Below are 24645 nucleotides of genomic sequence, written 5' to 3'. Positions count from 1 at the left end.
ACGGCAGTTGCGGAGCAATCGATTTTTAAGCCGCCATCTCGCCGCCGGCCCGGGCAACGAAATTCATCAGGACCAGCCGGTGGTTTGAGTCCAGGACGCGTTGGGGCAGTGCTTGGCCGAGGTCTGCCCACAAGATGCCAAGGCTGCCCCGCATCTGAAGCTGACCAATCGGGCGGCCCATAAACCAGAAGTGCAGGTGCGCCCCTCCGTCGCCCCACCGGTTGACGTGTGCCCTGCCCACAAATTCCTGCGCCTCGATGGCCGCGGTGAGGTGGTTCATCAGAACGCCGAGTTCGGCAGCCAGCTCGTCCGGAAGTTCCCCGGCGTCGTAATGGTCGACGGGTTGGAGCATCAGCCCCACGGGCATGAGCGTCGGGTTCAGTTGATGTATACGCCAACGTCCGTTCTGCCACAGGCTGCTCGCTTTGCCCTCGCAATCAGTACACTCTTCGCCATTCTCGCCACGTCGGGGCGGCTCCGGCATTTCCGGGGCAGTAAGCGCTTTGGTGGTCAGTGGCCCGGCGAACGGGAAAGTAGGCCACTCGGCAAACTCCGTTGCCGGGTCTTCGTCATTGGGCTGAGAGGCAAATTTGAAGTACTCGTCCGGGGTCATCATCTGCGTCATGGCATCAGACTAATGCCTGGCCGTGGCCGCCTCCGCCTCCATCCGTTGCTCCGTGAGCGCCCTTTTGAGCCCTCAGAACGGCAGTTGCGGAGCAATCGATGCTTAATAGCCCTTGCGCCACCCTGCCTGTATCAGGGCCGCTCGGATCTTGGCGACCGCGGGCTTGGCGTCGTTGAGCATGTGCCGCTTGGAAATGCGCACTTCCGCCCAGCCCACGGCGTGATAGTTTTCGGAGCGGGCAATGTCCCGGACGATCTGCCCTCCGTCGCCGTGGTGTTCGCCTTCGTACTCGATCCCGATCCGGTACTTTCGGTACGAGAGGTCCGGCTCGTGATGACGCAGGCCGTCCTCGCCGATGATCGGGACGTTCAGCTCGGGTTCCGGCAGTCCGGCCCTGACCATGGCCAGCCGAAGCAGCGTCTCCTGCGGCGAGTCGGAGCCGACCCGGATGAGTTTAATGGCTTCCCTGGCCTTACGAAGCCCGCGCTTTCCCTTGTGCCGATCGATCATCCGTTGAAGGTCAGCCAGGCTGCATAGCGGCATGTCCCTATCCTCGAAGTCCGGCCGCGGCACCCGTACACAGCTGTCCCCCATGGCCACCAACTCATCCACCGTGAGCATTTCCGCCATGTCCAGCCAAGTTCGCTCAGGAGTGGTCACGGGCACACCGTCAACTGTGGTGACCTCGTCGCTGTAGAGCTTCATGCGGTGCACAATGACATGCGGTCTGTTCAGGTGTGCCGAGCCCTCAGGCCTGATGACGTGATACATCTCTGGTGTCCCCTTCTGCTGACGTCGCGGCAGCACAAGGAGTTCAGCCGCGGTGAGGTGCGACGCGGCGCATCGCTCATTGACCTCGATGAACGGTCGCACTCTGGCACTCAAGGTGAGCTCCGCCGTCGGCCCTTCCGACCGGATCCCTTTCCCCAGGCGATGCAAGCTGCGGTGCCGCAGCCGCTTGTGCGACACTCCGGCCCGCGCCGCTTCGACAACCGTAAACGGGCGGTCCCGTAGTTCCTCTGGTAGCGGGCGCGGGATCTTCATGGATTCATCAGAGCAGAATAAGGCGAGCGCTGCAGAAGTTATCCACAGGCTTCATCGATTGCTCCGCAAACGCCGTTTTGATCGCTCAGAAGGTCGCTTGCGGAGCAACCGATGGGGGTCAGTCCTCGCTGTGGAACTCCCGCTGCCGGGCGCTGAGCAGCTCGATTTCCGGCCTCGCAGCCACAAAGCGTTCGACGGCGGTGAGCACCTCCACGAGGTGCGTCCGGTCAGCTGCCACCAGGCCCGCGCCAAGCTGCGAGCGACGGTACTGATCGTGGTCCCCCACCTCGGCCACCGACACATCAAAGCGGCGCTTGACCTCGGCGAGCATAGGCCTGATGACGGAGCGCTTTTCTTTCAGGCTCTGGACATCGCCCAGGAGAATGTCGAATTCAATCCAGCCGATCCACATGCCGTAATCGTATCGACTGCTCCGTAACCGCCGCTTTGGGGGCTCAAAACGGCCGTTACGGAGCAATCGATGGGGATTAGATGGTGAGTTCGCCCATCCGGTCCCAGCCGTCGCCGTCGAGTTGGCGGCTGATGATCCGGGGTGTTTCCGCCAGGGCCTGCGGCATGTCCGCCATGGCCTGCTTGAAGTGCGCGCTGTTGACGTGGTCCCCTGCGGCGTCGTCCTTGAAGGCTTCCACCAGGACAAACTCGTTGGGGTCATCCACGCTGCGGGACCAGTCGAACCAGAGGTTGCCTGGCTCCTCCCGGGTCGCTTTGGTGAAGCTGTCCACGAGGCCGAGCCAGCGCTCGGACCAGTCGGGCTTTACCTTGAATTTGACCACAATGAAGATCATGGTTGTTCCTTTCCGTTTGGTGATGATTGAACTACTCGGACGTCCCGGAATGCTCCGCCGTTGAACTACCCGGCCGCAGTCATGTCCAGCTCACAGGCGAGGATGGCCTCGCGGGCATCCTGCTGCTGGGACGGGGTGCCGGCCTGCTCGGCCCACTGCTCAGCCAGCTGGAACTCCACCAGGGCCTGGGTGAACCGGCCCGCAGCGTGCAGCATCCAGCCGAGGTTATTGTGCAGCCCGGCCATCCAGCGCCGGGTGTGCGGGTCATGCGCGGTGGAGGCGTACTCGAGCGCGCTCCTGGCCCAGGATTCAGCATGGGCGGAGTCCGCCACGGCGAGCATCTGCAGGGCGTCCACTGCCAGGAATTCCTCGCCAAGGTGGTCCCCCAGTTCGGCGGCCTGCTCAAACAGCGGCACCGCCATGGCCGCGTGGCCGCTGGAGTTCAGGAGCCGCCCGCGCTCCAGCAGGATGCGGACCCCGACGGTGGGCTCCTCCTCGCCGTCAATTGAATCCAGCAGGGCGTCGGCTTCCTCGTAGCGGCCCTGCAGGCCGATGGCGCGGCCCAGTTGGGTGGCAAGTTCGGCTTTTTCGTCCGTGTTGTAGGCCGGATCGTCGAGGGCATCCCGGAAACGCTGTTCGGACAGCTTGGGATCCTCGAAGTTCCAGAGGCGGTCAAGGGTAGCTTGGTCCAGCATGTACCTTCTCCTGATCAGCTTTCACCTGCGGCGAGTTGGCGTGCCCCTTCAACGTATCGCGAAGTGACGTACCTCTGCGCCGCCCGGGTGACCACTCCGCCTGCCCGGTAGAACCAGTTGGCCGGTTTGCTGAAGGCCGTGATCTTCAAAAACACCTGCCCGGTGGCGTCCATCTCCACTTCGAAGGCCTCCTCGCCGCGGGCAGGGTGGCCCGGAAGTGTCCCGTACCCGAAACCCGCAGACTGCGGCCCGTCACCGGGTCCCGGCCGCCGGACCCACACCACTTCACAGGGCGCGTTGACGCGGAAAGGCCCGACGCCGAAACCGCTCACCACACGTGTTCCCGGCCGGACAACGCTGGACTCCGCCCGGACCCGCAGCCCGGACCTGCGCTGCAGTTCCCAGCTCAGGATTCCCTGCGCCACGCGGCGGTAGAGCTCCGGTCCGTCACCAAGGTAGACCTGGGACATCTGGGACGGGTACCCGGCCGGCGGCCTGCCGTTTTCCGTCGCGCCGACACCGGGGTAGTCGAGCCGGCCGCCCACCAGGCGCTTCTCCGTCATGCCCGTTCTCCCGGCCGAGTGGGGCCCGAAACGGAGGCGGAGAGCCGGGCCCATCCGAGCTGTTCCTGCTGCTTGCGGCTTAGCGTGGCCACCACCAGGTCATAGGAATCCTCCACCATGTCACGGACCATGGCATCCGGGAGCGCTCCGTCCAGCCGCACCCCGTTCCAGTGTGTCTTGTTCATGTGCCAGGCACCGGTGATTTCGGGGTGCGCGGCGCGCAGCTGCTCCGCCAGGGCAGGTTCACATTTCAGGCTTACCGACAGGTCCCGGGCATCCAGGGCGGACGCTGCAAACATTTTCGCTTCGTGCCGGGCTCCCCCCGGGACTGCGGCGCGCACTTTGAACAGGGAAGTCTCCGGGCCAAAGGGAAAGTCCTCGAAGGCGCCGGGGAAACTCAGGCAGATCTCCCGGAGTGCAGCAGCATCCATGGGATGAGCCTATCCGGCCGGGCCGCGTCTAGCGTCGGGCGGGCACATCCCCGATGCTGTGCAGTCCTTCCGGGATGGTGCCGTTGACCTCGTAGTCGCCCACAATCCTGGCTTTGAACACCGCCGGGTTGTGCGTGGAGACGGTGCGGGCATTCCGCCAGTGCCGGTCCAGGGACTTCGCTTTGGACGTGGACGAGGCTCCGGTGACGTCGAAAAGCTGCTGGGCGGCCGCCTGCACCAGCTCGGGAACCAGCAGCTGGGCCTTTTCCACCGCTACCTCGCCCCGGACGTAGCGCTGTACCGGGGTGAGGTTCAGCACCGGATCCGCGGCGGCGTCAAGCTCCCGGGCAGCGGCCAGCACCACGGACTCGGCCGCGAAGGCCTTGGCCGAAAGATGGCCCACCAGCTGCAGGATCAGCGGGTCGTGCCGGAACAGTTCGCCGGACCCGGTGTTGAAGGTGCGCTTCCGGTCGCGGACCAGCGCCCGCGCATCAGCCAGCGCCGCCCGGCCAATGCCCGCAAGGACCGCGAGCAGGACCAGCTGGAAAAACGCGGGTTCGTGAGTTGTGGACACCGAACGCTGAACAATGTTTGCGGCGGGCACGACGGCGTCGCGGAAGATGGTGGTGCCCGTCCCCGTCAGTTGCTGGCCGAAGCCGTCCCAGTCGTCGAGGATTTCCACGCCCGGCTGGGTGGTGCTCACCACGGCGTACTGGCGGCCTTCGATGCCCTCAGTGCTGGCGGTGACCGCAATCCACTCGGCGAAGATGGTGCCGGTGGTGTAGAACTTTTTGCCGTTCAGCAGCCAGTTCTCACCCTCCCGGGTCAGGCTGGTGCCGGTGGCGCCAAGGACGTTCCCGGACTGCTCAGTGGCCGCGTTCCCGAAGATCTCCCCGGCCACCACCCGCGGATACCAGCGGTTCTGGAAGTCCGCGGGCTCCAATCCCACCGTTTCCACGAAGGCGAAGTGTGACCGGTAGAGGTGTGCCACGGACGAATCAGCTTCCGCCAGTTCGATGAGCAGGCGGAAGAACGGTTCGAAGCCAATCCCGTCACCGCCGTGCTCCGCGGGAACGCGCAAGCGTCCGAAACCGGCATCGTTCAGCCAGCGGACCTGCTCGAACGGCAGGACGCGGTCCTGTTCCCGGGCCAGCGCCCCTTCGGCTATCCGCGCAAAGACGGGCCTGAACCGGCCCGCCAGCTTCTCGTAGCCGGCTTCGCCCGATCCTGCCTCCGCGGGCGCTGCGGCCTCCGGTGCGTACGTCATATCTTCTCCCCCTTCATGAGCTGCGATGCCTGGTTAGAGCTTGGTAATGTCAGCGGCCGGATCCTGGTCCCACGGAGTGGGAAGTATCCCGTTCTGGTAGCTGGCGAACCAGGCCTTGACCTCGGGCGACTGGAACGCTTCCCTAAGGGCGGATGCCTTCTCCGAACCGGCGAAGTCCTTCCGGCCTGCGACGACGATCCGGAACGGAACCTGGTCTGCGTCGGATTCGAAAGCGAGCGCATCCGCCCTGGTGTGCTTGGCGTCGGCCGCCATGCGGGCCACGAGGAATCCGGCGTCGACATCAGGCAGGGTCTTGGCAAGGGACTGCTGGTCCACCTCCACGAACTGCAGCTTCTTCGGGTTGGCAGTGATGTTCTTCTGCGAGGTGTGGATCACCGTGGCCTCCGAGAGTTCCAGCAGGCCGGCGTCGCGGAGCATAAACAGGGCGCGGCCGTTGTTGGCCGGGTCCACGGGAATCCCGATCTTGGCGCCGTCCGGAAGCTCGGCGAGGGACTTGTACTTGTCAGACCAAATGCCGCCCGGGGCGCTGTAGACGTAGAACAGGCCCACGTTCTCCAGGCCCTTGTCCTGGTTGAACTGCCTCAGGTAGGCGTTGTGCTGGAAGAAGTTGGCATCGAACTCGCCGTTGGCCACGGCAAGGTTGGGCTGGATGATGTCCGTGACGTACGTGGGTTCCAGGGTCCAGCCCTTGGCTGCGAGGAGCTTCTGGGCAATCTTGGTGGGTTCCTGGTACGGAGCCGACTCGGTCACGATGATCTTGATGGTCTTGCCGTCGCCGGCCGCGCTGGCGCCGCCCGGGTTGACAAGGCCGCAGCCCGTGAGGGCCGAAACCGAGACTGCACCGGCGCCTGCGAGGGCATACTTGAGGAAACTTCTACGCTGCATTGTTCGGGGTCCTTTGAGGGTCAGGGTGTGGCGGGGAGGTGGAGTGAGCTAAACGGTGATGGTGGCTGGCTTGTTCTCAGCGGCCGCTGAGAACTCGGTGAAGGCTCCCCGAAAAGCTGAGGCCGGGTGCCGGTCGTTGAGGCGCGGTCCGGCGCCGAAGAGCTTCTCGCGCAGGGTGCCCGGCGCATAGTCCGCCTGAGCCAGCCCACGCCTCCGCAGTTCCGGCAGCACACCCTCGATGAAGTCGGTGTACGAGCCCGGGAGGGTCTGGTTGATGATGTTGATGCCGTCGATTCCGGCGTCCTGCCACTCTTCAACCCGGTCGGCGATCTGTTCCGGCGTACCCACCACGCGGTTGGCGCGGCTGCGGTAGAGGGCAATGTCCCGGAGCGTGGGGTTGCCGCCCCGGACGGAGGCCCGGATCGCAGTCAGGTGGCCCTGGCTGCCTTCGGTCTCAAGGTCGCCGAGCGGGGTGTCCAGCGGCAGTCCGCCGAGATCGACGCCGAAGCCGCCGCCCACATGGGCCAGCAGGGCTTCGATATCCAGAGTCTCCTCCAGTTCGGCAGCCTTGCGGTTGGCCTCCGCTTCGGTGCCGCCCACCACGAAGTGCATGCCCTGCAGGAATTTCACGTCATCCGGGTGGCGCCCTGCGGCGGCGGCCTGTTCACGGACGGCCGCCGTGTACTTCGCTGCCACGTCCGTGTTCGGGGCCAGGGTGAAGGTGGCCTCAGCGTTGGCGGCGCAGAACTGCTGGCCGCGGCCCGAGCTGCCGGCCTGGAAAAGCACCGGGGTCCGCTGCCTTGACGGCGCGGAGAGGTGCGGCCCGTCAATGGAGTACCGGGGCCCGCGGTGGTAGATCTTGCTGACCTTTTCCGGGTCGGCATGGACGCCGGTTTCCTTGTCCAACAGCAGGGCGTCGTCCTCCCATGAGCCCTCCCACAGCTTGTAGGCCGCCTCGACATATTCGTCCGCCCAGTCATAGCGCTCGTCATGCTTGGTCAGTTCGGTGGCGTTGAAGTTCCGGTGGGCGTTCTCCAGCACACTGGTGACAATGTTCCAGGCCACGCGTCCGTTGCTGATGTGGTCCAGCGTGGACATCTGCCGGGCGAACTGGAACGGATGGCTCTGGATGACGGACGAGGTGGCAGCCAGTCCAATCTCCTGCGTCCCGGTGGCGAGTGCGGACAGCAGGATCAGGGGATCGTTGGAGGGCACCTGGATGCCCTTTTTCAGCAGCGACGCCCACCCGCCGTCGTAATCGCCGTACAGGCCCACGACGTCGGCGAAGAAGATCGCATCAAACTTGGCGTCTTCGAGCTGGCGGGCCAGGTCGAGCCACAGCGGCAGCTCGTTGAACCGGTGCTGCTGCGCCTCCGGGCGCCGCCACTGGCCGCCCATGATGTGGCTGGTCGTGTTCATCACGAACGCGCTGATCAGCAGGCGTGGGCGGGGTCCGTCGAAGCGGGTACTGGGTGTTGAAGTCATGGGGGGTGCCTTCCGGAAGAAGTGGGTGTGCGGACGCCGGGCAGGATCAGAGCCGCTTGTCCAGGCGCCGTGCAATGTAGGAGCCGCCCAGCTGGACGATGGTGACCAGCAGGATCATCAGCACAATGGCGGTGATCATCAGCGGTGTTTCGTAGCGGTAGTACCCGTAGCGGATAGCGAAATCGCCGATCCCGCCGCCGCCCACCAGGCCGGCCATTGCCGAGTAGGAGATGAAGCTGACGGTCATGATGGTGATGGAGCTGACCAGCCCGGGCTTGGCCTCCACAATGAGGACATCCCGGACGATCTGGGACCGGCTGGCGCCCATCGACCGGGCCGCCTCCACCACGCCGCTGCCCAGCTGGCTGAGGTTTTGTTCCACAAAACGGGCGAAGTAGGGAATGGCGTTGATGGTCAGCGGGACAATGACGGCGGCCGTGCCGATGGTGGTGCCCACGATGAACCTGGTGACGGGGATGATGGCAATCAGCAGGATCAGGAACGGAAAGGACCGGATCAGGTTGACCAGCCCGTCCAGGATGCGGTGCAGCCTGGGGCGGTGCTTCAGCCCGTTGGGCCCGATGGTGTAAAGCAGCACGCCCAGGGGTGTGCCGAGGAGCACCGCCAGCGGAATGGCCACCAGGAGCATGGTGAGGGTCTGGCCCATGGCCACACCGATTTCGGGCAGGACTTCAAGGATGCGGTCAAACATTGAGCAGGCCTTCCGAGGCGGCGGTCGCGTGGGCGGAACGGTCGAGCTGGATCTCGTCAGAGATCAGGTACCGGCCGCTCTGGGTGGCCGGGTGGAAACCCGGGCGCTGCAGCTCGCTAAGGTCGAACTGCTCCACAACCCGGCCCTCTTCCATCACGGCAACGTTGTCCGCGATGGCCTTGATGACGTTCATTTCGTGGGTGACCACCACAATCGTGATGCCGAATTCGGCATTTACATCAGCGAGGTACTGCAGGACAGAGGCCGTTGTACGAGGGTCAACTGCCGACGTCGGCTCATCGCAGAGCAGCACCTTGGGTTCGGTGGCAAGGGCGCGGGCAATGGCCACGCGCTGCTTCTGGCCGCCGGACAGTTTGGCCGGGTACGTTCCGGCCTTGTCGCTAAGGTCCACGATCTCCAGGGTTTCGGCAGCCCGACGGCGGCGCTCGGACTTTCCGATGCCGGCGAACTTCAGGGAAAGCTCAACGTTCTCCTGCGCAGTGAGGTTGTTGAGCAGGTTGAAGTGCTGGAAGATCATCCCGATGTGGTGCCGCTTGGTGCGCAGCTCGGCATCGGACAAGGTCAGGAGGTCAACGCCGTCCACCAGGACGCGGCCTGACGTGGGGCGCTCCAGGAGGTTGATGTTCCTGAGCAGCGTGGACTTTCCCGCCCCGGAGAACCCGATGATGCCCTGGATGGTGCCCCGCTGGATGTGGAGGCTGACATCATCAACGGCGGTGAAACGTCCGTTGGGAGAGTCAAAGGAGGTGCTGACGTTCTGGATCTCAATCACAGGTCATCACCTGATGGGGCTGCCGCGCGGCTGCCGGTCTGTACGTTCATGAATTCCTCCGGGATAACCCGAGGAAACCTTCGCAGCCCGGAACCCGGGGTCGCTTGCGCAGCCCAAGGGCCGGGAACACGGAGGTTCTCCATCGGTCCTGGCAGTAGCACCGTCTTCAAATGAAGGGGGTTGCTGCGGCGTCACAGAGCCAGGTCTCTCAGCCGCTCGAGATGGTTACAGCAACGAATCTGGCACACGCGGCACCGGATGAAAAACTAAATGTCACAAGGCGTAAGGCGACGACACCCAACTCAATGTGGGGTGCCCACGGGGAGCCGGCCGGTGCTAGTCTGCGAAGATGTCACCCGATCAGGCAACCATCCCCGTTCTGGACATGAGCGCCGCCCGCCAGCCGTACGGTTCGTTCAGTCCGGAGTTCATTGACCAGTTGCGGGATGCTGCCCACAACGTGGGGTTCTTCCAAATCACCGGATACGGAGCCGCGCCCGGCCAGGCCGAGGAGCTCCTGGCCCTCATCAAGCGCTTCTTCGACCTGCCCCTCGAGGAACGGATGAAGCTGGATAACAGGCTCTCCCCACATTTCCGGGGCTACACCAGGATGGGCACCGAAGTCACCCAGGGCAGGGCGGACGCCCGCGAGCAGATCGACTACTCCCCCGAGCGGGAACCCGTCCACGACTACCCTGCAGACCAGCCCTACTGGCTGCTGCAGGGCCACAATCTGTGGCCGGATGAGGCAATGCCGGAGCTTAAGCCGGCAGCCATGGCCTGGGCCGAGCTGATGTCCGAGGTGGGCATGGAGCTCCTGCGCGGCATCGCCGTGGCCCTCGGCTTGCCCGAGGACCACTTCGATGAGCCCTTCGGTGACGAACCCGCCTGGATGGGCAAGCTGGTGCACTACGTTGGCGGTGTGGTGGAAGCGGCCGGCGATCAGGGTGTGGGCTCCCACGCCGACTACGGTTTTGTCACCCTCCTGCTCCAGGACGACGTGGGCGGGCTCGAAGTACTCCCGCCGGGAACCACCGAATGGGCGCCCGTTGAGCCTATTCCGGGCGCGCTGGTGGTGAACCTGGGTGAGATGCTCGAGGTGGCCACCGAAGGGTACCTGGCCGCCACCATCCACCGGGTGCAGGCGCCGCCGCCGGGGGTGGACCGCTACTCCGTCCCGTTCTTCTGGTCCCCGCGGCTGGACGCCGTGATCGACCCGGTGCCGCTGCCACCCGAACTGAAGGCACAGGCACGCGGAGTCTCAGACGATCCGAACAACCCGCTGCTCGCCTCGTTCGGCCTGAACATGCTCAAGGGCCGGATGCGCGCGCACCCGGACGTGACCGAGCGGCACTACCCGGAACTGATGCAGCGCTGACCGCTGGTGATGCAGGAGTGACCGCTGGCCGCGCCCTCCCCGGGGCCGGTCAGAGGTTGTATTTCCACGCCTGCTGCGCCGGGCAGACGTTCATCACCACATCGAGGCCGGCGGCTTTCGCCCGCTCGGCGGCGGCCTCGTCTATGACGCCCAGCTGAAGCCACACGGCCTTCGCCCCCACGGCGATGGCCTGGTCAACCACCGCGCCCACTTTCTGCGAATTCACAAAGCAGTCCACGACGTCGATGGGCTGCTTTTCCGCCGGGATGTCAGCGAGGGTGCGGTACCCGGTTTCGCCGTGCACCGGGTCTCCGGGCAGGTTCACGGGGATGATCTCCATCCCCAGGCGGTCGCGGATGAACAGCGAGGTGTCGTACGCGGCGCGCCATTCATTGGTGGTCAGCCCAACAATGGCCCACCGCCCTTTGTTTCGCATGAGGCGTTCTATGACTGCAGGATCGTTGGTGTGGCCCATGCCCCCAGCCTACGCCGCTTTCCCAGGCTCCCTGTTGCCGAATTTATGAATGATGGTGCAGGTCCGCAGGAGATGTGAACGAACATTACGTGCGGCGAGCCGCGGATTTGGATTGTTTGTTCATCTCAGGTCTAGTGGGTAGTGACCATCCCGAGCGGCCGAGAGACCTGGATCGATGAAGCCGCAGCAACCCTGGTCAGCGTGAGCCCCCACGGCACACGCTGATAGCAAGGAACGAGCCTTGGGTACGCGGAACTGACCATTCCGCTAAGAGGCTTGACTCCGTAGGGTGCTACTGCCAGGACCGATGGAGTGATCCCATGACTGCAGTCCTGTCTTCCGAGCGTGCCGCCGACCATGCCGGCACGTCCTCCGCACTTCCCGTGTCCTTCCGGGGGCTGCGGCGCACCTTCGGGACCGGGGAGGCCGCCCACACCGTGCTGCAGGACGTCACTTTCGACGTTGCAGCAGGTGAGGTGCTGGCCATCCTGGGACCGTCCGGCTGCGGCAAATCAACCCTGCTGCGCGCCGCCGCCGGCCTGGACTCGCCGAGCGCCGGTTCCGTTGTCATCCAGGACACCCCCGTCCAGGGCATTGATCCGCGCTGCGCCTTTGCCTTCCAGGAACCCCGGCTGCTGCCCTGGCACACGCTGCAGGCGAACGTGGCGATCGGCCTGCCCACCGGCTGCAGCGCCAAAGAAGGCAAGGCCAAGGTGTCCAGGCTGCTCGAACTCGTGGGCCTGGACAGCTTCGCCAAGCACCGTCCCCGCGAAGTCTCCGGCGGGATGGCCCAGCGGGCCTCGCTTGCCCGGGCCCTGGCACGAAACCCCGGTGTCCTGCTGCTGGACGAGCCCTTCGGCGCCCTGGATGCACTGACCCGGATCAAAATGCAGGACCTGCTCCTGGACGTTCACCGGGCGGAACCCACCACCGTGCTCCTGGTCACCCATGATGTTGATGAGGCACTGCAACTGGCAGACCGCATCATCGTCCTGGGCGCAGCCACCCACGGCCCGGGCGCCACGATCGTCCGGACCGTCGAGGTCCCCGGCAGCCGCCCCCGCAACCGCGCCTCGGCAGAACTCGCCGCCCTGCGCGCCTCCCTCCTCGCCAGCCTGGGCGTGGACGGGCACTGACTCCCCGCGGCACCGCCGGCAAGCCGATTCACGCACGCAGGCTCCGCCGTCGGGCATTAACCCGCCAGGGCCGAACTCTTCATCACTCCGCATCACCAGCGCAAAGGAAAACAATGCAGCACGCACGCCCCCTCACCCGCCGTTCCCTCCTCGGGGCGGCAGCCGTAGCAGCCGTTTCGGCCCTCGCGCTGACCGGCTGCGTTGCAGGCGAGGGCTCTTCCGGCCAGGCGGCGGCCGCCGGCAGCACCTCGGGCAGCACGCTGAACATCGACTTCGCCACCTATAACCCGCTCAGCCTGGTCATCAAGGACCAGGGCTGGCTGGAAGCCAGCCTCAAGGACCAGGGCGTCACCGTCAACTGGGTCCAGTCGGCTGGTTCCAACAAGGCGAACGAGGCACTCCGCGCCGGTGCCATCGACGTCGGATCAACCGCGGGCTCCGCCGCCCTCCTGGCCCGCTCCAACGGTTCGCCCATCCGCACCATCAGCATCTTTTCCCAGCCGGAATGGGCGGCGCTGGTTGCCCCCGCCGGTTCGTCCATCACGTCCGTGGCCGACCTCAAGGGCAAGTCCGTAGCCGCCACCAAGGGCACGGACCCGTACTTCTTCCTCCTCCAGGCCCTCGAAGCGGCCGGCCTGAAGCCTGGCGACGTCACGGTCCAGAACCTGCAGCACGCCGACGGTCGCACCGCACTGGAGAACGGCTCGGTCCAGGCCTGGTCCGGCCTGGACCCCATCATGGCCGGCGCCGAACAGAAAGGCGCCAAGCTCTTCTACCGGAACCTGGACTTCAACACCTACGGCTTCCTCAACGCCACCGAGTCCTTCCTCAAGGACAAGCCCGAACTGGCCCAGGCCGTAGTGAACGCGTACGAAAAGGCCCGCGCCTGGGCCGCCGCCAACCCTGACCAGACGGCCCGGATCCTGGCCAAGGTGGCCGGCCTTGACCTGTCCGTGGCCAAGACGGTGGTGCTGGAACGCAGCAACCTGAACGTAGACGCCGCGCCCGGAGAGGCGCAGCGCAAAGTACTGGAGAAGATCGGCCCCACCTTCGTGGAAACCGGCGACGTCAAGACCCAGCAGCAGATCGACGACGCCGTGGCCTCCCTTCTCGACGACTCGCTGGTGAAGAAGGCTGATCCGTCAGCCATTAAGGGTTCCTGATGAGCACTCCCGGAAGCCCCTACCTCACCGGCAATAGTGTTGCGGATGAGCGCGCTGCAGCCGCTCCCGCAGCAACGGCAGACGCCGCCCGGACGGGCGCCCCCAAGGCATCCGCTCCGGCAACGGGATGGTCTCCCGCCGGAGTCCGTTCACGGAACTGGGCGCGTCTGCCCCTTGGCCTGATCATCCCGGCAATCCTGCTGGCAGCCTGGCAGGTGGCCTCCTCCACCGGCCTGTTCAGCGTGGTGCAGCTTCCTCCCCCGGCAATGGTGCTGGGGGCGGCCGGTGAACTGCTGGGCCGCGGCGAACTGGGCACCCACATTGCCATCTCCACACAGCGGGTGCTGATCGGGTTCCTGATCGGCGCCGCGCTGGGCCTCATCCTGGGTGCCACCGTGGGCCTGTCCAGGGTTGCCGATGCCCTGCTTGCCCCCACCATCGGCGCCCTGCGCGCCGTCCCCTCACTGGCATGGGTTCCGCTGCTGATCCTCTGGCTGAAGATTGGCGAGGATTCCAAGGTCACGCTGATCATCATCGGCGCCTTCTTCCCGGTGTTCACCACCGTTTCGCTGGCGCTGCGGCATGTGGACCGCAACCTCGTGGAAGCCGCCCGTGCGTTCGGGCTCAAAGGGGTCCGGTTGCTGACCACGGTCCAGTTGCCCGCCGTGGTTCCCGCAGTGTTCTCCGGACTCCGGCTGGCACTGGCGCAGGCGTGGCTGTTCCTGGTGGCCGCAGAACTGATTGCCTCCTCCATGGGGCTCGGCTTCCTGCTGATCGATTCACAGAACAACGGCCGCACGGACAGGCTCTTCCTCGCCATTGTCCTGCTGGCCGTGATTGGAAAACTGACTGACGCCCTGCTGGGCCTGGCAGAGAAATGGGCGGTAAAACGATGGGCCTGAGCACGTTGGAAACAGCACACCCCGGCACCGAGGCGGAACGGATCGCCTTCTGGGAGGACGCCGCCCGGCGCCTCGAATGGGCCGAACCCTGGCACACCGCCCACACCTTCGAAAAGGCGGTGCGCCTCAGCGGCCCGGACGTCCCGGCCGACGAGGCGGAATACTCCGTTCCGCGGATCGAGTGGTTTGCCGGCGGACGCCTGAACGTGGCCTACAACTGCGTGGACCGCCATGTTGAGGCCGGCCGCGGCGACAAGGTGGCGCTTTTCTTCGAAGGCGAGCCGGGTGACCGCCGCGCCATCACGTACGCCGAACTCCAGCGCGAAGTCGCCAAGGCCGCCAACGCGCTCCTGGACCTCGGCATCACCAAGGGCGACCGCGTGGTCATCTACCTCCCGGTCATCCCTGAGACCATCATCATCACCCTTGCCGTGGCGCGGATCGGTGCCATCCACTCGCTGGTGTTCGGCGGTTTCTCGGCCGAAGCCCTGAAGTTCCGTGTTGAGGACACCCGGGCCAAGCTGCTGGTCACCACCGACGGCCAGTTCCGCCGCGGTGTGGCCGTGCCGGTCAAGGACAACGCGGACGCGGCCGTCGCCGGGGACAACGCCATCGAGCACGTCCTCGTGGTCAACCGCACCACCGCCGCCGGGGACCTGGACAGCGTCGCCATGACGGAAGGCCGCGACGTCTGGTGGCATGACGTCGTCGGAAACGCCCCGGACGTCCACGAACCGGAAGCGTTCGACGCCGAAACTCCCCTGTTCATCATGTACACCTCCGGGACCACCGGGAAGCCCAAGGGCCTGGTGCACACTTCGGGCGGCTACCTTACCCAGGCGTCCTGGAGCTACGAGCACCTGTTCAGCAACCCCGATCCGGCCCTCCGCGAGCAGGATGTGCACTGGTGCACGGCAGACCTTGCGTGGGTCACCGCGCACACTTATGAGATCTACGGGCCGCTCTCCAACGGCGTCACCCAGGTGATCTTCGAAGGCACCCCGAACACCCCGCACCCGGGCCGGCATTTCGAGATCATCGAACGCTACGGCGTGACGCAGTACTACACCGCACCCACCCTGGTCCGCTCCCTCATGGGCTGGTTCCCGGACGGCGTGCCGGACACCTACGACCTGTCCTCCATCCGGATGCTCGGCACCGTGGGCGAGGCCGTCAACCCCGAGGCGTGGCGCTGGCTGCGGCAGAACGTGGGCGCCGGCACCGCCCCGGTGGTGGACACGTGGTGGCAGTCCGAAACCGGGGCCACCATCCTCTCCCCCGCCCCCACGGACACCGAGTTCAAACCCGGCTGCGCGGCCCGCCCGCTGCCCGGGGTCAGTACCAGGATCGTGGACGACGCCGGCAATACCGTTCCGCCGGGCGTCCAGGGCTTCATTGTGGTTGACGCTTTCGGGCCGTCCATTGCGCGGACCGTCTGGGGCAACCCCCAGCGCTACCTCGACTCCTACTGGCGGCAGTACGCCGACCAGGGCTGGTTCCTGGCCGGCGACGGCGCCAAATATGACAAGGATGGCGATATCTGGATCCTGGGCCGCGTGGACGACACCCTTAACGTGTCGGGCCACCTGCTGTCCACCATCGAGATCGAGTCGGCCCTGGTGTCCCACCCGGACGTGGTGGAGGCCGGCGTCTGTCCGGTGGCTGACGCCAAGACCGGGCACGCGATTGTCGCGTTTGTTGTCCTGCGGGGCGACGCTCCGCAGGACTGCGCCAACGACCTCCGCAACCACGTCGCGAAGGCAATCGGCCCCATCGCCAAGCCGCGCGACGTCGTCGTGGTTCCCGATGTTCCCAAAACCCGCAGCGGCAAGATCATGCGCCGGCTGCTGACCCAACTTTTTGAGGGGACCGCCCTGGGCGACACCACCTCACTCCAGAACGAGCCGGCGATAGCCGGAATCCAGGACGTCCTGCGCGAGCGGACCCTAGCAAAGGAAAATTCATGAATGACATCAGCAACGTTGCCCGTCTTTCCGAGCCGCTGAAGTTCGCCTACTGGGTGCCGAATGTTTCCGGCGGCCTGGTGGTCTCCACCATCGAACAGCGGACCGGCTGGGACTTCAACTACAACAAGAAGCTGGCACAGATCGCCGAGAACTCCGGCTTCGAGTACGCCCTCACCCAGACCCGGTACGCCGCGTCCTACGGTGCGGACAAGCAGCACGAGGCCACGTCCTTCAGCCTCGCCCTGCTGGCAGCCACCGAGCGGCTCAAGGTCATCTCCGCGGTTCACCCGGGCATGTGGCACCCCGGCGTGCTGGCCAAGTACATCATCACCGCGGACCACATCTCCAACGGCCGCGCCGCCGTCAACATCGTCTCCGGCTGGCTCAAGAACGAGTTCACCAACTTTGGCCTCGAGTGGCTCGAACACGACGAACGCTACGTCCGCACCGAGGAGTTCATCCGGGTCCTGCGGGGCCTGTGGACCGAGCAGGAGTACAGCCAGTCCGGCAAGTACTACAACATCACCGATTTCACGCTGAACCCGGCCCCGGTGGATGTCCCCGGCCGTGCGCACCCGGAGATCTTCTTCGGCGGCAACTCCACCGCGGCCCAGGCCACCGCCGGCCGTGTGGCGGACTGGTACTTTTCCAACGGCAAGGACCTGGAAGGCTTCAAGGAGAACATTGCCGGCGTTGTTGCTGCTGCCGGTGAAACGAAGCGCGGCACCGACGGCGCCCTGCCCGCACCCCGCTTCGGACTCAACGGGTTCGTCATCTCCCGTGACTCGGAGAAGGAAGCCCGCGACACCCTCCGCGAGATCGTGGCGAAGGCACACAAACCCGCAGTCCAGGGCTTCCGCGACGCCGTGCAGGAAGCCGGCGCGTCCACCAAGGACGGCAAGGGCATGTGGGCCGACTCCAGCTTCGAGGACCTGGTCCAGTACAACGACGGCTTCAAAACCCAGCTGATCGGCACCCCGGAGCAGATCGCCGAACGGATCGTCGAATACAAGAAGATCGGCGTGAACCTGATGCTGACCTGCTACCTGCACTTCCAGGAGGAAGTGGCCGCATTCGGCCAGGACATCCTTCCGATCGTCCGCGAACTCGAAGCCGACCTCGCCCGCAGGAACGGCACCGAACTGGACCTCTCCGCTACTCCTGAAAAGGTGGCCGTCTAATGTCTGACCGCAAATTTGGTTTCCGCACCCGCGCCCTTCACGCCGGCGGAACCCCCGACGCCGAGCACGGCGCCCGCGCGGTGCCCATCTACCAGACCACGTCCTTCGTGTTCAAGGACACCCAGGATGCGGCCAACCTCTTCGCGCTGCAGAAGTACGGCAACATCTACTCCCGCATCGGCAACCCCACCGTCGCCGCGTTCGAAGAGCGCATCGCCTCGCTGGAGGGCGGCATCGGCGCGGTGGCCACGTCCTCCGGCATGGCGGCGGAGTTCATCACCTTCGCCGCGCTGACCCAGGCCGGGGACCACATCGTGGCCGCCTCCCAGCTGTACGGGGGAACGGTCACCCAGCTCGATGTCACCCTTCGCCGCTTCGGCGTGGACACCACCTTCGTACCCGGCACGGACCCCGCGGACTATGCCGCGGCGATCCGGGAAAACACCAAGGCCATCTTCGTCGAGGTGGTGGCCAACCCGTCGTCGGAAGTCCAGGACCTTGCGGGGCTGGCAAAGATAGCGCACGACGCCGGCATCCCCCTCGTGGTCGACGCCACCTTGAGCACGCCGTACCTTGTGCGCCCGATCGAGCACGGCGCCGACATCGTGATCCACTCCGCCACCAAGTTCCTCGGCGGTCACGGCACCACCCTGGGCGGCGTGATCGTCGAAAGCGGCCGGTTCAACTGGGGCAACGGCAAGTTCCCCACCATGACCGAGCCCGTGGCCTCCTACGGCAACGTCTCCTGGTGGGGAAACTTCGGCGAATACGGCTTCCTCACGAAACTGCGCTGCGAACAGCTGCGCGACATCGGGCCGGCACTTTCGCCGCTCTCGGCCTTCCAGCTGCTGCAGGGCGTGGAAACCCTCCCGCAGCGGCTGGACGAGCACCTGAAGAACGCCCAGGCCGTGGCGGAATGGCTCGAAGCCGATCCCCGCGTGGCCTACGTCAACTTCTCCGGCCTGCCCTCACACCCGCATTTCGAGCGGGCCAAAAAGTACCTGCCGCTGGGCCCCGGCTCGGTGTTCTCCTTCGGTGTGAAGGGCGGCCGCGCCGCCGGGCAGAAGTTCATCGAAGCCCTGCAGCTGGCCTCCCACCTGGCCAACGTGGGCGACTCGCGCACCCTGGTCATCCACCCGGGTTCCACCACCCACCAGCAGCTGAGCCCGGAACAGCTCCAGTCCGCGGGCGTTCCCGAGGACCTGGTGCGCATCTCCGTGGGCCTGGAGGACATTGACGATATCCTGTGGGACCTGGACCAGGCATTGGCTGAGGCCTCCGCAGCCGCCGCCTCGACTGGCTCAACCGCTGAAGGCTTCGCCCCCGAAGCCGAGTCCTGCACGATCGGAGCACGCGCATGAGCATCGAAACCCGCACCTGGGAGGGCCCTTCCGCCCCGGAACGGCTGAACCTCCTTCGCTCGGCCAAGTCGATCGCCATTGTGGGTGCCTCCGACAAGCCCTCACGTGCCAGCTACTTTGTTGCCACCTACCTGCAGTCGTCCACGCGGTACAAGGTCTACTTTGTAAATCCCGTGGTCAAGGAGATCCTGGGCCAGCCCACCTACGCCTCGCTTGCCGATCTGCCCGAAAGCCCGGACATTGTGGATGTCTTCCGTAAGCACGATGACCTCCCCGGCGTGTTGGATGAAGCCATCGCCGCCGGCGCCAAGACGCTCTGGCTGCAGCTGGGTTCCTGGCACGAGGCCGTGGCCGCTGACGCCGAGGCAGCCGGCCTCAACGTGGTGATGGACCGTTGCGTGAAGATCGAGCACGCCCGGTTCCACGGCGGCCTGCACCTGGCCGGCTTCGATACCGGCGTCATCTCCTCCCGCCGGCAGCTTCTGTCCTGACCGCAGGCGGTTAGTGGTTGAACTTCTTCAGCCAGATCGAACCGGGGCCGGCATCGCCGGCTCCGGTTTTTTCCTTCCCTCCCGGGGCGCGGACGGCCGCCTTCGCGGTGTCCGAGGGTGCGTTGGTCATGAGCTTCCCGGTTCCTGCGAGCCCGTCAGCAGGAGTGCCGCCGGGAACGCCGGGCGCTTCTGCCGGGCGAGTCTGGTTCTGTGCCGGGCCGGCACCGTTTGTGCGGGGCGCCTTCGGTGACGCGCTGTCGCCAGCCGGGGTGCGGACTGCCTCGGCATCCGCCGCCGGGTTATCCGTGCCCCGGTCCGCGGCATCGTGCTTGTCGCCCCGTCCGGAGTTGGCCGTTTCCGCCTCTGCGGATGTTTCGGCATCAGACCCCGACTGCTCCTGCCCGGCAACGCTACGTTCGGCAGGTTCCGAATCCGATTGTCCGGGGCCGGCAGGCGCCGCATCCCCGGCGCCGGACTCCTGCGCGGCCGTCCCGGTCTGACTATCTGCGGGACCGCCGGCGGCCAGAGTTCCCGCAATGGTCCATTCAGGGGCCCAGTCCTGCAACATCTGCTGGATGGAGGCGCTGGCATGCACTTTCGGCGTGGACACCGTCGCTGCCACTCCGCTGACACCCAACCCCATACCGGCGATCACGGCAAGGCCCACGGCAGCCGTACGGTGCCTGCGGCGCAGCCGGTGGCGGACCAGCAGGGTGGTCTGTGCCGAGAGGAGCGCAGCCAGGTCAGGGCGCGGCTCAGGGACCGGCAGGGACCCGAGGGCTCCGAACGAGACCAGGGCGGCACGGAGCGCCGGGTCGGTTTCGCCGGCGTCGTGCAGCATTTCGTCCACGGTATCGAGCAGGCTGCTGGTGTTGGCCATCATGGCGTTACGTACTCCTTCACTGCGGCCTGCTCGCGCAGCCGGATCAGTGCGCGGCGCTGCAGCTGTTTGACGGCGCCGTTGCTTTTTCCCATCACTTCCGCTGACTGTTCGACAGTCAGGCCCGCCACCAGGCGGAGGGTCAGGACCTCCCGTTGCTCATCCGGGAGGACGCTGAGGAGGTCCTGTACCTCCTGCGGGGCGATGCGCTCCATCACCGTGTCTTCGGCTGATGTCTCTTCCCGCCCGTCCAGGTCGGGTTCGAACGGAAGCTCAAGGGGCGCCCGCCGCCGGCGCCGGTGGTCGTCCACCATCCGGGCGTGGGCCACCGAGAAGACGAAGGTCCGCAGCCCGGCCACGCCACCGGTGACCGTTTCCAGCCGCGGCAGGACGGCGAGGAACACTTCCTGCATAACAGCCTCCGGATCTTCTACCCCGCGGGCTGTGAGGTAGCCCAGGACCTGCCCTGCGTAGGTTCGGTACACAACGTTGAAAAGTTCCGGATCCCGGGCACGCGCACGCAAGGCAGCGTCTGTCAGCGCATCGATCACGGACGTAGGGCCTTCGTTGGGGGGACGGTGTTCCCGCTAACTTTACCCTCCGGTAACCGCATGGCCCCGGAACAACGTGTGTACCCGCGAGGAACAAAAGAGCCAGTCTGAAACCTGATGGGGGACAAGTTTCAGACCGGCGCTTCATAGGGGTAATCGTTCCGGACCTGCCGGGGGTTACGCGCTCTCGGAAAAAGATTTGGAAACTTTCGGAGCTGCCCCGGCCCGGGGACCCGGAGCCGTGCCTATCTAGACGGCGCCCGTCCAGCGGGCCCCGGAAATCCGTCCCCGCACCGCGTTGAAGTGGGCGAAGGCGCGGACCCGGCTGACCGGCACAAACTGCTCGTCGCAGGCCTGCTGGGCAGCGTCCTGAGTCATGGCGGCCGGTGCGGTGACGTGCAGCACCGGAACCGGGGCGTGGACCGGCGTCTGCCCGGGCGCGGCGGAGAGGTCGGTGACGAGCCCCGTTCCTGCGCATTCCCGGACGGCGGCAATGCCGGCCGCCACCGCAGGCCGGTCCTGGAAAGCTCCGGACACGGCCATCACCGTACCGTCCGGAGCCTTGAGCCTGAACCGGAATTGTGAGTCCGCATCGAGAAAAACCTCAAACATGCCGGCCATGACAACATCCTTCCGGTTCGTGCTGATTGGGTCATTCCGTGTTAAAAAGTCTGCTGGCCGCGGCTGCACCCTCACAAGACCGGCACCGTTAACCCTGTGTAAATTGCATCCATCCACACACAACGACGGCGGCGGACCACCCCTCAGGGTGACCCGCCGCCGTCGAACGTTCTCCCCGCTACCTCCCCAATCCCGCAAGCTCGATTGGGGCCCCCTCGGTAGCGTGGGCCCACGTGTCAGTCGTTGATGAGGTCGTGGACCACGATGGTCTGGTCACGGTCCGGGCCAACGCCGATTGCGGAGAAGCGGGTGCCGGAGAGCTTTTCCAGGGCCAGCACGTAGTTGCGGGCGTTCTCCGGGAGGTCCTCCAGGGTCCGGGCGCCGGTGATGTCCTCGGTCCAGCCGTCGAAGTACTCGAAGATCGGCACAGCATGGTGGAACTCGGTCTGGGTCATGGGCATTTCGTCGTGGCGGATGCCGTCAACGTCATACGCCACGCAGACCGGGATTTGCTCAATGCCGGTGAGGACGTCCAGCTTGGTGACGAAGTAGTCCGTGAAGCCGTTGACGCGGGATGCGTGGCGGGCCAGCACGGCGTCGTACCAGCCGCAGCGGCGCGGCCGTCCGGTGTTCACGCCGAACTCACCGCCGGTTTTCTGCAGGTACATCCCCATCTCGTCGAAGAGCTCCGTGGGGAACGGACCGGCACCGACGCGGGTGGTGTAGGCCTTGATGATGCCGATGGACCGCGAAATGCGGGTGGGGCCGATGCCCGAGCCAACGGACGCGCCGCCGGCAGTCGGGTTGGAGGAGGTGACAAAGGGGTAGGTGCCGTGGTCCACGTCCAGGAAGGTTGCCTGGCCGCCTTCCATCAGAACCACCTTGCCCTCGTCCAGGGCGTTGTTGAGGACCAGGGTGCTGTCGATGACCAGGGGACGCAGGCGCTCGGCAAAGGAGAGGAAGTAGCTGACGATCTCTTCCACCTCGATGTCGCGGCGGTTGTAGACCTTGACCAGGAGTTCATTCTTCTGGCGCAGTGAGCCTTCCACCTTCTGGCGGAGGATCGACTCGTCAAAGACGTCCTGGACCCGGATGCCCAGGCGGGCCACCTTGTCCATGTAGGCCGGGCCGATGCCGCGGCCGGTGGTGCCGATGGCGCGGCTGCCCAGGAAACGCTCGGTCACCTTGTCCAGCACCTGGTGATAGGGCGCGACCAGGTGGGCGTTGGCGGAAACCCGGAGCTTGGAGGTGTCCGCACCCCGGGCCTCCAGGCCGTCGATTTCCTGGAAGAGGGCCTCAAGGTTCACCACGCAGCCGTTGCCGATGATCGGAACCGCGTTGGGGCTCAGGATACCGGCCGGAAGGAGCTTGAGCTCGTACTTCTCACCGCCTACGACGACGGTGTGCCCGGCGTTGTTGCCGCCGTTCGGCTTCACGACGTAGTCAACACGCCCGCCCAGAAGGTCGGTTGCTTTGCCTTTTCCTTCGTCGCCCCACTGGGCTCCTACGATCACGATTGCTGGCATGGGATCCTCCCCCATTCTTTCGGGCCGGTCCCGGAGGGATTACCAGGGCTCAGCGCCGTACATGAGAATGCCCCGAAGTATCAGGTGCTGTCCGCCGGGAGGCGACGCAAACGCAAGAGTTCCGGGGCCCTTACCACCCAAGTTTAGCCGATGACGGACTTTGTCCCCCCGTCCGGCCCGGCGGGACCGGCAGGGAGACACAATCGACATATAGCCGGGACGACTTGCCGAGGGCCGTCAGATCGAATTAAGTGGGAGAACCCATCCGGAGCGGCCGAGAGACCTGGCTCGTTGACACCGCAGCAACCTCGGGGGCAGCGTTGCTGTCCGCGGAGGTGCTACTGCCAAAACCGATGGAAAGGAAGCTTCCATGCCCCTGAACACTGACCACGTCCGCGTGACCCATGCAGGTTCTTTGCCCCGCACCCCTGAGCTGATTGCGGCAAATGAGGCCAAGGAATCCAGCGGGGTCACGCCGGAATTCCTGGAGCTCCTGAAATCCTCGGTCGTGGACGTGGTCCAGCGGCAGAAGGGCCTCGGCATTGATATCCCGAACGACGGGGAATACGGGCATGCCATGTCCAGCACGGTGGACTACGGCGCCTGGTGGAATTACTCGTTCTCCCGCTTGGGGGGCCTGGAGCCGACCAACGTGGACCGCTGGGCTGACGCCGAGGTTCACCGGTCCTCGCCCGGCAATATTGTGCTCACGTCCTTCCCGGACCGGCGCGACCGGAAGAAGTTCAACGATGCCTACAACGACCCCTCCTCAGGCATCCTGTCCCACCGCAAGAGCGTCGCACAGCCCAAGATAGTTGCTCCGTTGACGTACACCGGCCAGGACCTGGTGGCCTCGGACGTCGCCAACCTGAAGGCGGGGCTTGCTGCCGCAGGCCTTTCTGACGGTTTTGTGGCGTCGCTCTCTCCGGGCTCCTGCGCCCGGGTGTCCAACGAGTACTACAAGACCGACGAGGAACTGGTCTACGCGTGCGCGGACGCGATGCGGGAAGAGTACAAGGCGATCATCGATGCGGGCCTCACGGTCCAGCTGGATGACCCGTCGTTGGCCGAGAGCTGGGACCAGATCAACCCTGAACCGTCGCTGGAGGATTACCTCAAATTCATCCAACTGCGCGTCGAGGCCACCAACTGGGCCCTCCGCGGCCTGCCCGAGGAACAGATCCGGCTGCACGTCTGCTGGGGTTCGTGGCACGGACCGCACACTACCGACATTCCTTTTGCGGACATCATCGGCTCGGTGCTGCAGGTGAACGCCGGAGCGTACTCTTTCGAAGCAGCCAATGTCCGCCACGAACACGAATGGCGCATCTGGGAGGACACCAAGCTCCCGGAAGGCAAGGCCATCATTCCCGGCGTGGTGTCCCACGCCACCAACGTCGTGGAGCACCCTGACCTCGTGGCCGACCGGATTGTCCGTTTCGCCGAACTGGTCGGCCGGGAAAGCGTCATCGCGTCCACCGACTGCGGGCTGGGCGGCCGGGTCCATCCGCAGATCGCCGTGGCCAAGCTGGAAGCCCTTGGGGAGGGCGCCCGCCGCGCCACCAAACGGCTCTGGTAGGTTCCTGACCGCTCACCACCCGCCGGGCGCCGTCCACTTGCAAGTTAGTGGAGGGCGCCCGGCGTTTCGTTTCGCCGGGCTTGATAGACTGGTGTAGATCGACTAGG

Annotated in this window: 26 protein-coding genes and 2 riboswitches; of the genes, 9 read left to right on the top strand and 17 right to left on the bottom strand. The window is 65.6% G+C overall.

Translation table 11 applies throughout. The features are described from left to right. Window positions 1–25 precede the first annotated feature (25 nt). The 12 genes from PY310_RS09260 to PY310_RS09205 form a co-directional block, all read right to left on the bottom strand. Window positions 26–625: a hypothetical protein gene (locus PY310_RS09260; protein ID WP_275214090.1), complete on the bottom strand. Its 600-nt coding sequence runs from the start codon at window positions 623–625 to the stop codon at window positions 26–28. 102 nt (window positions 626–727) lie between these two features. Further along, the gene (locus tag PY310_RS09255; protein ID WP_275214089.1) at window positions 728–1330 is read right to left on the bottom strand and encodes a hypothetical protein; all 603 of its coding nucleotides are present in this window, start codon (window positions 1328–1330) and stop codon (window positions 728–730) included. Between the two features lie 457 nt (window positions 1331–1787). Continuing rightward, a complete protein-coding gene (locus PY310_RS09250) occupies window positions 1788–2081 on the bottom strand; it encodes a DUF503 domain-containing protein (RefSeq protein WP_275214088.1) in 294 nt (97 codons plus the stop codon). Between the two features lie 76 nt (window positions 2082–2157). Next, window positions 2158–2475: a putative quinol monooxygenase gene (locus PY310_RS09245; protein WP_275214087.1), complete on the bottom strand. Its 318-nt coding sequence runs from the start codon at window positions 2473–2475 to the stop codon at window positions 2158–2160. A gap of 65 nt (window positions 2476–2540) precedes the next feature. Then, window positions 2541–3170, bottom strand: coding sequence for a tetratricopeptide repeat protein (locus PY310_RS09240; protein WP_275214086.1), 630 nt, complete (start codon window positions 3168–3170; stop codon window positions 2541–2543). Between the two features lie 14 nt (window positions 3171–3184). Then, the gene (locus PY310_RS09235; RefSeq protein ID WP_275214085.1) at window positions 3185–3733 is read right to left on the bottom strand and encodes a DUF1990 family protein; all 549 of its coding nucleotides are present in this window, start codon (window positions 3731–3733) and stop codon (window positions 3185–3187) included. Next, window positions 3730–4164, bottom strand: a complete 435-nt coding sequence (locus tag PY310_RS09230) for an MmcQ/YjbR family DNA-binding protein (protein WP_275214084.1) — start codon at window positions 4162–4164, stop codon at window positions 3730–3732. The genes PY310_RS09235 and PY310_RS09230 overlap by 4 nt, the downstream gene beginning before the upstream one ends. Window positions 4165–4192: 28 nt before the next feature. Beyond that, window positions 4193–5431 (bottom strand): acyl-CoA dehydrogenase family protein, encoded by a 1239-nt coding sequence (locus PY310_RS09225; protein ID WP_275214083.1) that lies wholly within the window; start codon window positions 5429–5431, stop codon window positions 4193–4195. A 33-nt stretch (window positions 5432–5464) separates the two neighbouring features. Then, on the bottom strand, window positions 5465–6337 hold the full coding sequence (locus tag PY310_RS09220; RefSeq protein WP_275214082.1) for a MetQ/NlpA family ABC transporter substrate-binding protein: 873 nt from the start codon (window positions 6335–6337) through the stop codon (window positions 5465–5467). A 48-nt stretch (window positions 6338–6385) separates the two neighbouring features. Then, window positions 6386–7822 (bottom strand): LLM class flavin-dependent oxidoreductase, encoded by a 1437-nt coding sequence (locus tag PY310_RS09215; RefSeq protein ID WP_275214081.1) that lies wholly within the window; start codon window positions 7820–7822, stop codon window positions 6386–6388. A gap of 46 nt (window positions 7823–7868) precedes the next feature. Further along, window positions 7869–8534 carry a methionine ABC transporter permease gene (locus PY310_RS09210; RefSeq protein ID WP_275214080.1) on the bottom strand — a complete coding sequence of 222 codons (666 nt, stop codon included), beginning with the start codon at window positions 8532–8534 and terminating at the stop codon, window positions 7869–7871. Next, window positions 8527–9327, bottom strand: a complete 801-nt coding sequence (locus PY310_RS09205) for a methionine ABC transporter ATP-binding protein (RefSeq protein WP_275214079.1) — start codon at window positions 9325–9327, stop codon at window positions 8527–8529. The genes PY310_RS09210 and PY310_RS09205 overlap by 8 nt, the downstream gene beginning before the upstream one ends. 136 nt (window positions 9328–9463) lie before the next feature. Next, window positions 9464–9555: riboswitch (SAM riboswitch) on the bottom strand. 121 nt (window positions 9556–9676) lie between these two features. Between PY310_RS09205 and PY310_RS09200 the strand changes: the two genes are divergently transcribed. Then, on the top strand, window positions 9677–10705 hold the full coding sequence (locus tag PY310_RS09200; RefSeq protein WP_275214078.1) for an isopenicillin N synthase family dioxygenase: 1029 nt from the start codon (window positions 9677–9679) through the stop codon (window positions 10703–10705). A gap of 49 nt (window positions 10706–10754) precedes the next feature. On the opposite strand, the gene PY310_RS09195 is transcribed toward PY310_RS09200, so the two are convergent. Next, complete coding sequence (locus tag PY310_RS09195; protein ID WP_275214077.1) at window positions 10755–11180, bottom strand: CoA-binding protein; 426 nt, start codon at window positions 11178–11180, stop codon at window positions 10755–10757. 320 nt (window positions 11181–11500) lie between these two features. Between PY310_RS09195 and PY310_RS09190 the strand changes: the two genes are divergently transcribed. From PY310_RS09190 to PY310_RS09160, 7 genes are all read left to right on the top strand, one after another. Next, window positions 11501–12316: an ABC transporter ATP-binding protein gene (locus PY310_RS09190; RefSeq protein ID WP_275214076.1), complete on the top strand. Its 816-nt coding sequence runs from the start codon at window positions 11501–11503 to the stop codon at window positions 12314–12316. Window positions 12317–12429: 113 nt separating this feature from the next. Beyond that, window positions 12430–13479, top strand: a complete 1050-nt coding sequence (locus tag PY310_RS09185; RefSeq protein ID WP_275214075.1) for an aliphatic sulfonate ABC transporter substrate-binding protein — start codon at window positions 12430–12432, stop codon at window positions 13477–13479. Then, window positions 13479–14381 carry an ABC transporter permease gene (locus PY310_RS09180; RefSeq protein ID WP_275214074.1) on the top strand — a complete coding sequence of 301 codons (903 nt, stop codon included), beginning with the start codon at window positions 13479–13481 and terminating at the stop codon, window positions 14379–14381. Before PY310_RS09185 ends, PY310_RS09180 begins: the two co-directional genes overlap by 1 nt. After that, the gene (gene acs / locus PY310_RS09175; protein WP_275214073.1) at window positions 14357–16348 is read left to right on the top strand and encodes an acetate--CoA ligase; all 1992 of its coding nucleotides are present in this window, start codon (window positions 14357–14359) and stop codon (window positions 16346–16348) included. The genes PY310_RS09180 and acs overlap by 25 nt, the downstream gene beginning before the upstream one ends. Then, window positions 16345–17529: a dimethylsulfone monooxygenase SfnG gene (sfnG, locus tag PY310_RS09170; RefSeq protein ID WP_275214072.1), complete on the top strand. Its 1185-nt coding sequence runs from the start codon at window positions 16345–16347 to the stop codon at window positions 17527–17529. Before acs ends, sfnG begins: the two co-directional genes overlap by 4 nt. Next, window positions 17529–18890: an O-acetylhomoserine aminocarboxypropyltransferase/cysteine synthase family protein gene (locus PY310_RS09165; protein WP_275214071.1), complete on the top strand. Its 1362-nt coding sequence runs from the start codon at window positions 17529–17531 to the stop codon at window positions 18888–18890. Before sfnG ends, PY310_RS09165 begins: the two co-directional genes overlap by 1 nt. After that, a complete protein-coding gene (locus PY310_RS09160; RefSeq protein ID WP_275214070.1) occupies window positions 18887–19381 on the top strand; it encodes a CoA-binding protein in 495 nt (164 codons plus the stop codon). The genes PY310_RS09165 and PY310_RS09160 overlap by 4 nt, the downstream gene beginning before the upstream one ends. A 10-nt stretch (window positions 19382–19391) precedes the next feature. On the opposite strand, the gene PY310_RS09155 is transcribed toward PY310_RS09160, so the two are convergent. From PY310_RS09155 to PY310_RS09140, 4 genes are all read right to left on the bottom strand, one after another. Next, window positions 19392–20264 carry a hypothetical protein gene (locus tag PY310_RS09155; protein WP_275214069.1) on the bottom strand — a complete coding sequence of 291 codons (873 nt, stop codon included), beginning with the start codon at window positions 20262–20264 and terminating at the stop codon, window positions 19392–19394. Continuing rightward, the gene (locus tag PY310_RS09150) at window positions 20261–20812 is read right to left on the bottom strand and encodes an RNA polymerase sigma factor (protein WP_275214068.1); all 552 of its coding nucleotides are present in this window, start codon (window positions 20810–20812) and stop codon (window positions 20261–20263) included. Before PY310_RS09150 ends, PY310_RS09155 begins: the two co-directional genes overlap by 4 nt. A 249-nt stretch (window positions 20813–21061) precedes the next feature. Continuing rightward, a complete protein-coding gene (locus PY310_RS09145; RefSeq protein WP_275214067.1) occupies window positions 21062–21433 on the bottom strand; it encodes a YegP family protein in 372 nt (123 codons plus the stop codon). A gap of 236 nt (window positions 21434–21669) precedes the next feature. Then, window positions 21670–22959 (bottom strand): adenylosuccinate synthase, encoded by a 1290-nt coding sequence (locus PY310_RS09140; RefSeq protein WP_275214066.1) that lies wholly within the window; start codon window positions 22957–22959, stop codon window positions 21670–21672. 258 nt (window positions 22960–23217) lie between these two features. Beyond that, a riboswitch (SAM riboswitch) is annotated at window positions 23218–23319 on the top strand. A 10-nt stretch (window positions 23320–23329) separates the two neighbouring features. On the opposite strand from PY310_RS09140, the gene PY310_RS09135 reads away from it, so the two are divergent. After that, a complete protein-coding gene (locus PY310_RS09135; RefSeq protein ID WP_275214065.1) occupies window positions 23330–24538 on the top strand; it encodes a cobalamin-independent methionine synthase II family protein in 1209 nt (402 codons plus the stop codon). The last annotated feature ends 107 nt before the right edge of the window (window positions 24539–24645 follow it).

Source organism: Pseudarthrobacter naphthalenicus (assembly GCF_029076445.1).
Lineage (GTDB): Bacteria > Actinomycetota > Actinomycetes > Actinomycetales > Micrococcaceae > Arthrobacter > Arthrobacter naphthalenicus.
Note: the sequence above shows the minus strand (reverse complement) of the source record. Positions and strands in the feature narration are given on the sequence as shown.

What these genes read in the sequence shown, in the direction of transcription:
- PY310_RS09240 (WP_275214086.1), bottom strand. Translation starts at nt 3,170, where the DNA reads ATGCTGGACCAAGCTACCCTTGACCGCCTCTGGAACTTCGAGGATCCC.
- PY310_RS09220 (WP_275214082.1), bottom strand. Translation starts at nt 6,337, where the DNA reads ATGCAGCGTAGAAGTTTCCTCAAGTATGCCCTCGCAGGCGCCGGTGCA.
- PY310_RS09255 (WP_275214089.1), bottom strand. Translation starts at nt 1,330, where the DNA reads ATGAAGCTCTACAGCGACGAGGTCACCACAGTTGACGGTGTGCCCGTG.
- PY310_RS09230 (WP_275214084.1), bottom strand. Translation starts at nt 4,164, where the DNA reads ATGGATGCTGCTGCACTCCGGGAGATCTGCCTGAGTTTCCCCGGCGCC.
- PY310_RS09235 (WP_275214085.1), bottom strand. Translation starts at nt 3,733, where the DNA reads ATGACGGAGAAGCGCCTGGTGGGCGGCCGGCTCGACTACCCCGGTGTC.
- PY310_RS09260 (WP_275214090.1), bottom strand. Translation starts at nt 625, where the DNA reads ATGACGCAGATGATGACCCCGGACGAGTACTTCAAATTTGCCTCTCAG.
- PY310_RS09210 (WP_275214080.1), bottom strand. Translation starts at nt 8,534, where the DNA reads ATGTTTGACCGCATCCTTGAAGTCCTGCCCGAAATCGGTGTGGCCATG.
- PY310_RS09245 (WP_275214087.1), bottom strand. Translation starts at nt 2,475, where the DNA reads ATGATCTTCATTGTGGTCAAATTCAAGGTAAAGCCCGACTGGTCCGAG.
- PY310_RS09250 (WP_275214088.1), bottom strand. Translation starts at nt 2,081, where the DNA reads ATGTGGATCGGCTGGATTGAATTCGACATTCTCCTGGGCGATGTCCAG.
- sfnG (WP_275214072.1), top strand. Translation starts at nt 16,345, where the DNA reads ATGAATGACATCAGCAACGTTGCCCGTCTTTCCGAGCCGCTGAAGTTC.
- PY310_RS09155 (WP_275214069.1), bottom strand. Translation starts at nt 20,264, where the DNA reads ATGATGGCCAACACCAGCAGCCTGCTCGATACCGTGGACGAAATGCTG.
- PY310_RS09140 (WP_275214066.1), bottom strand. Translation starts at nt 22,959, where the DNA reads ATGCCAGCAATCGTGATCGTAGGAGCCCAGTGGGGCGACGAAGGAAAA.
- acs (WP_275214073.1), top strand. Translation starts at nt 14,357, where the DNA reads ATGGGCGGTAAAACGATGGGCCTGAGCACGTTGGAAACAGCACACCCC.
- PY310_RS09190 (WP_275214076.1), top strand. Translation starts at nt 11,501, where the DNA reads ATGACTGCAGTCCTGTCTTCCGAGCGTGCCGCCGACCATGCCGGCACG.
- PY310_RS09185 (WP_275214075.1), top strand. Translation starts at nt 12,430, where the DNA reads ATGCAGCACGCACGCCCCCTCACCCGCCGTTCCCTCCTCGGGGCGGCA.
- PY310_RS09165 (WP_275214071.1), top strand. Translation starts at nt 17,529, where the DNA reads ATGTCTGACCGCAAATTTGGTTTCCGCACCCGCGCCCTTCACGCCGGC.
- PY310_RS09200 (WP_275214078.1), top strand. Translation starts at nt 9,677, where the DNA reads ATGTCACCCGATCAGGCAACCATCCCCGTTCTGGACATGAGCGCCGCC.
- PY310_RS09160 (WP_275214070.1), top strand. Translation starts at nt 18,887, where the DNA reads ATGAGCATCGAAACCCGCACCTGGGAGGGCCCTTCCGCCCCGGAACGG.
- PY310_RS09195 (WP_275214077.1), bottom strand. Translation starts at nt 11,180, where the DNA reads ATGGGCCACACCAACGATCCTGCAGTCATAGAACGCCTCATGCGAAAC.
- PY310_RS09135 (WP_275214065.1), top strand. Translation starts at nt 23,330, where the DNA reads ATGCCCCTGAACACTGACCACGTCCGCGTGACCCATGCAGGTTCTTTG.
- PY310_RS09145 (WP_275214067.1), bottom strand. Translation starts at nt 21,433, where the DNA reads ATGGCCGGCATGTTTGAGGTTTTTCTCGATGCGGACTCACAATTCCGG.
- PY310_RS09215 (WP_275214081.1), bottom strand. Translation starts at nt 7,822, where the DNA reads ATGACTTCAACACCCAGTACCCGCTTCGACGGACCCCGCCCACGCCTG.
- PY310_RS09180 (WP_275214074.1), top strand. Translation starts at nt 13,479, where the DNA reads ATGAGCACTCCCGGAAGCCCCTACCTCACCGGCAATAGTGTTGCGGAT.
- PY310_RS09225 (WP_275214083.1), bottom strand. Translation starts at nt 5,431, where the DNA reads ATGACGTACGCACCGGAGGCCGCAGCGCCCGCGGAGGCAGGATCGGGC.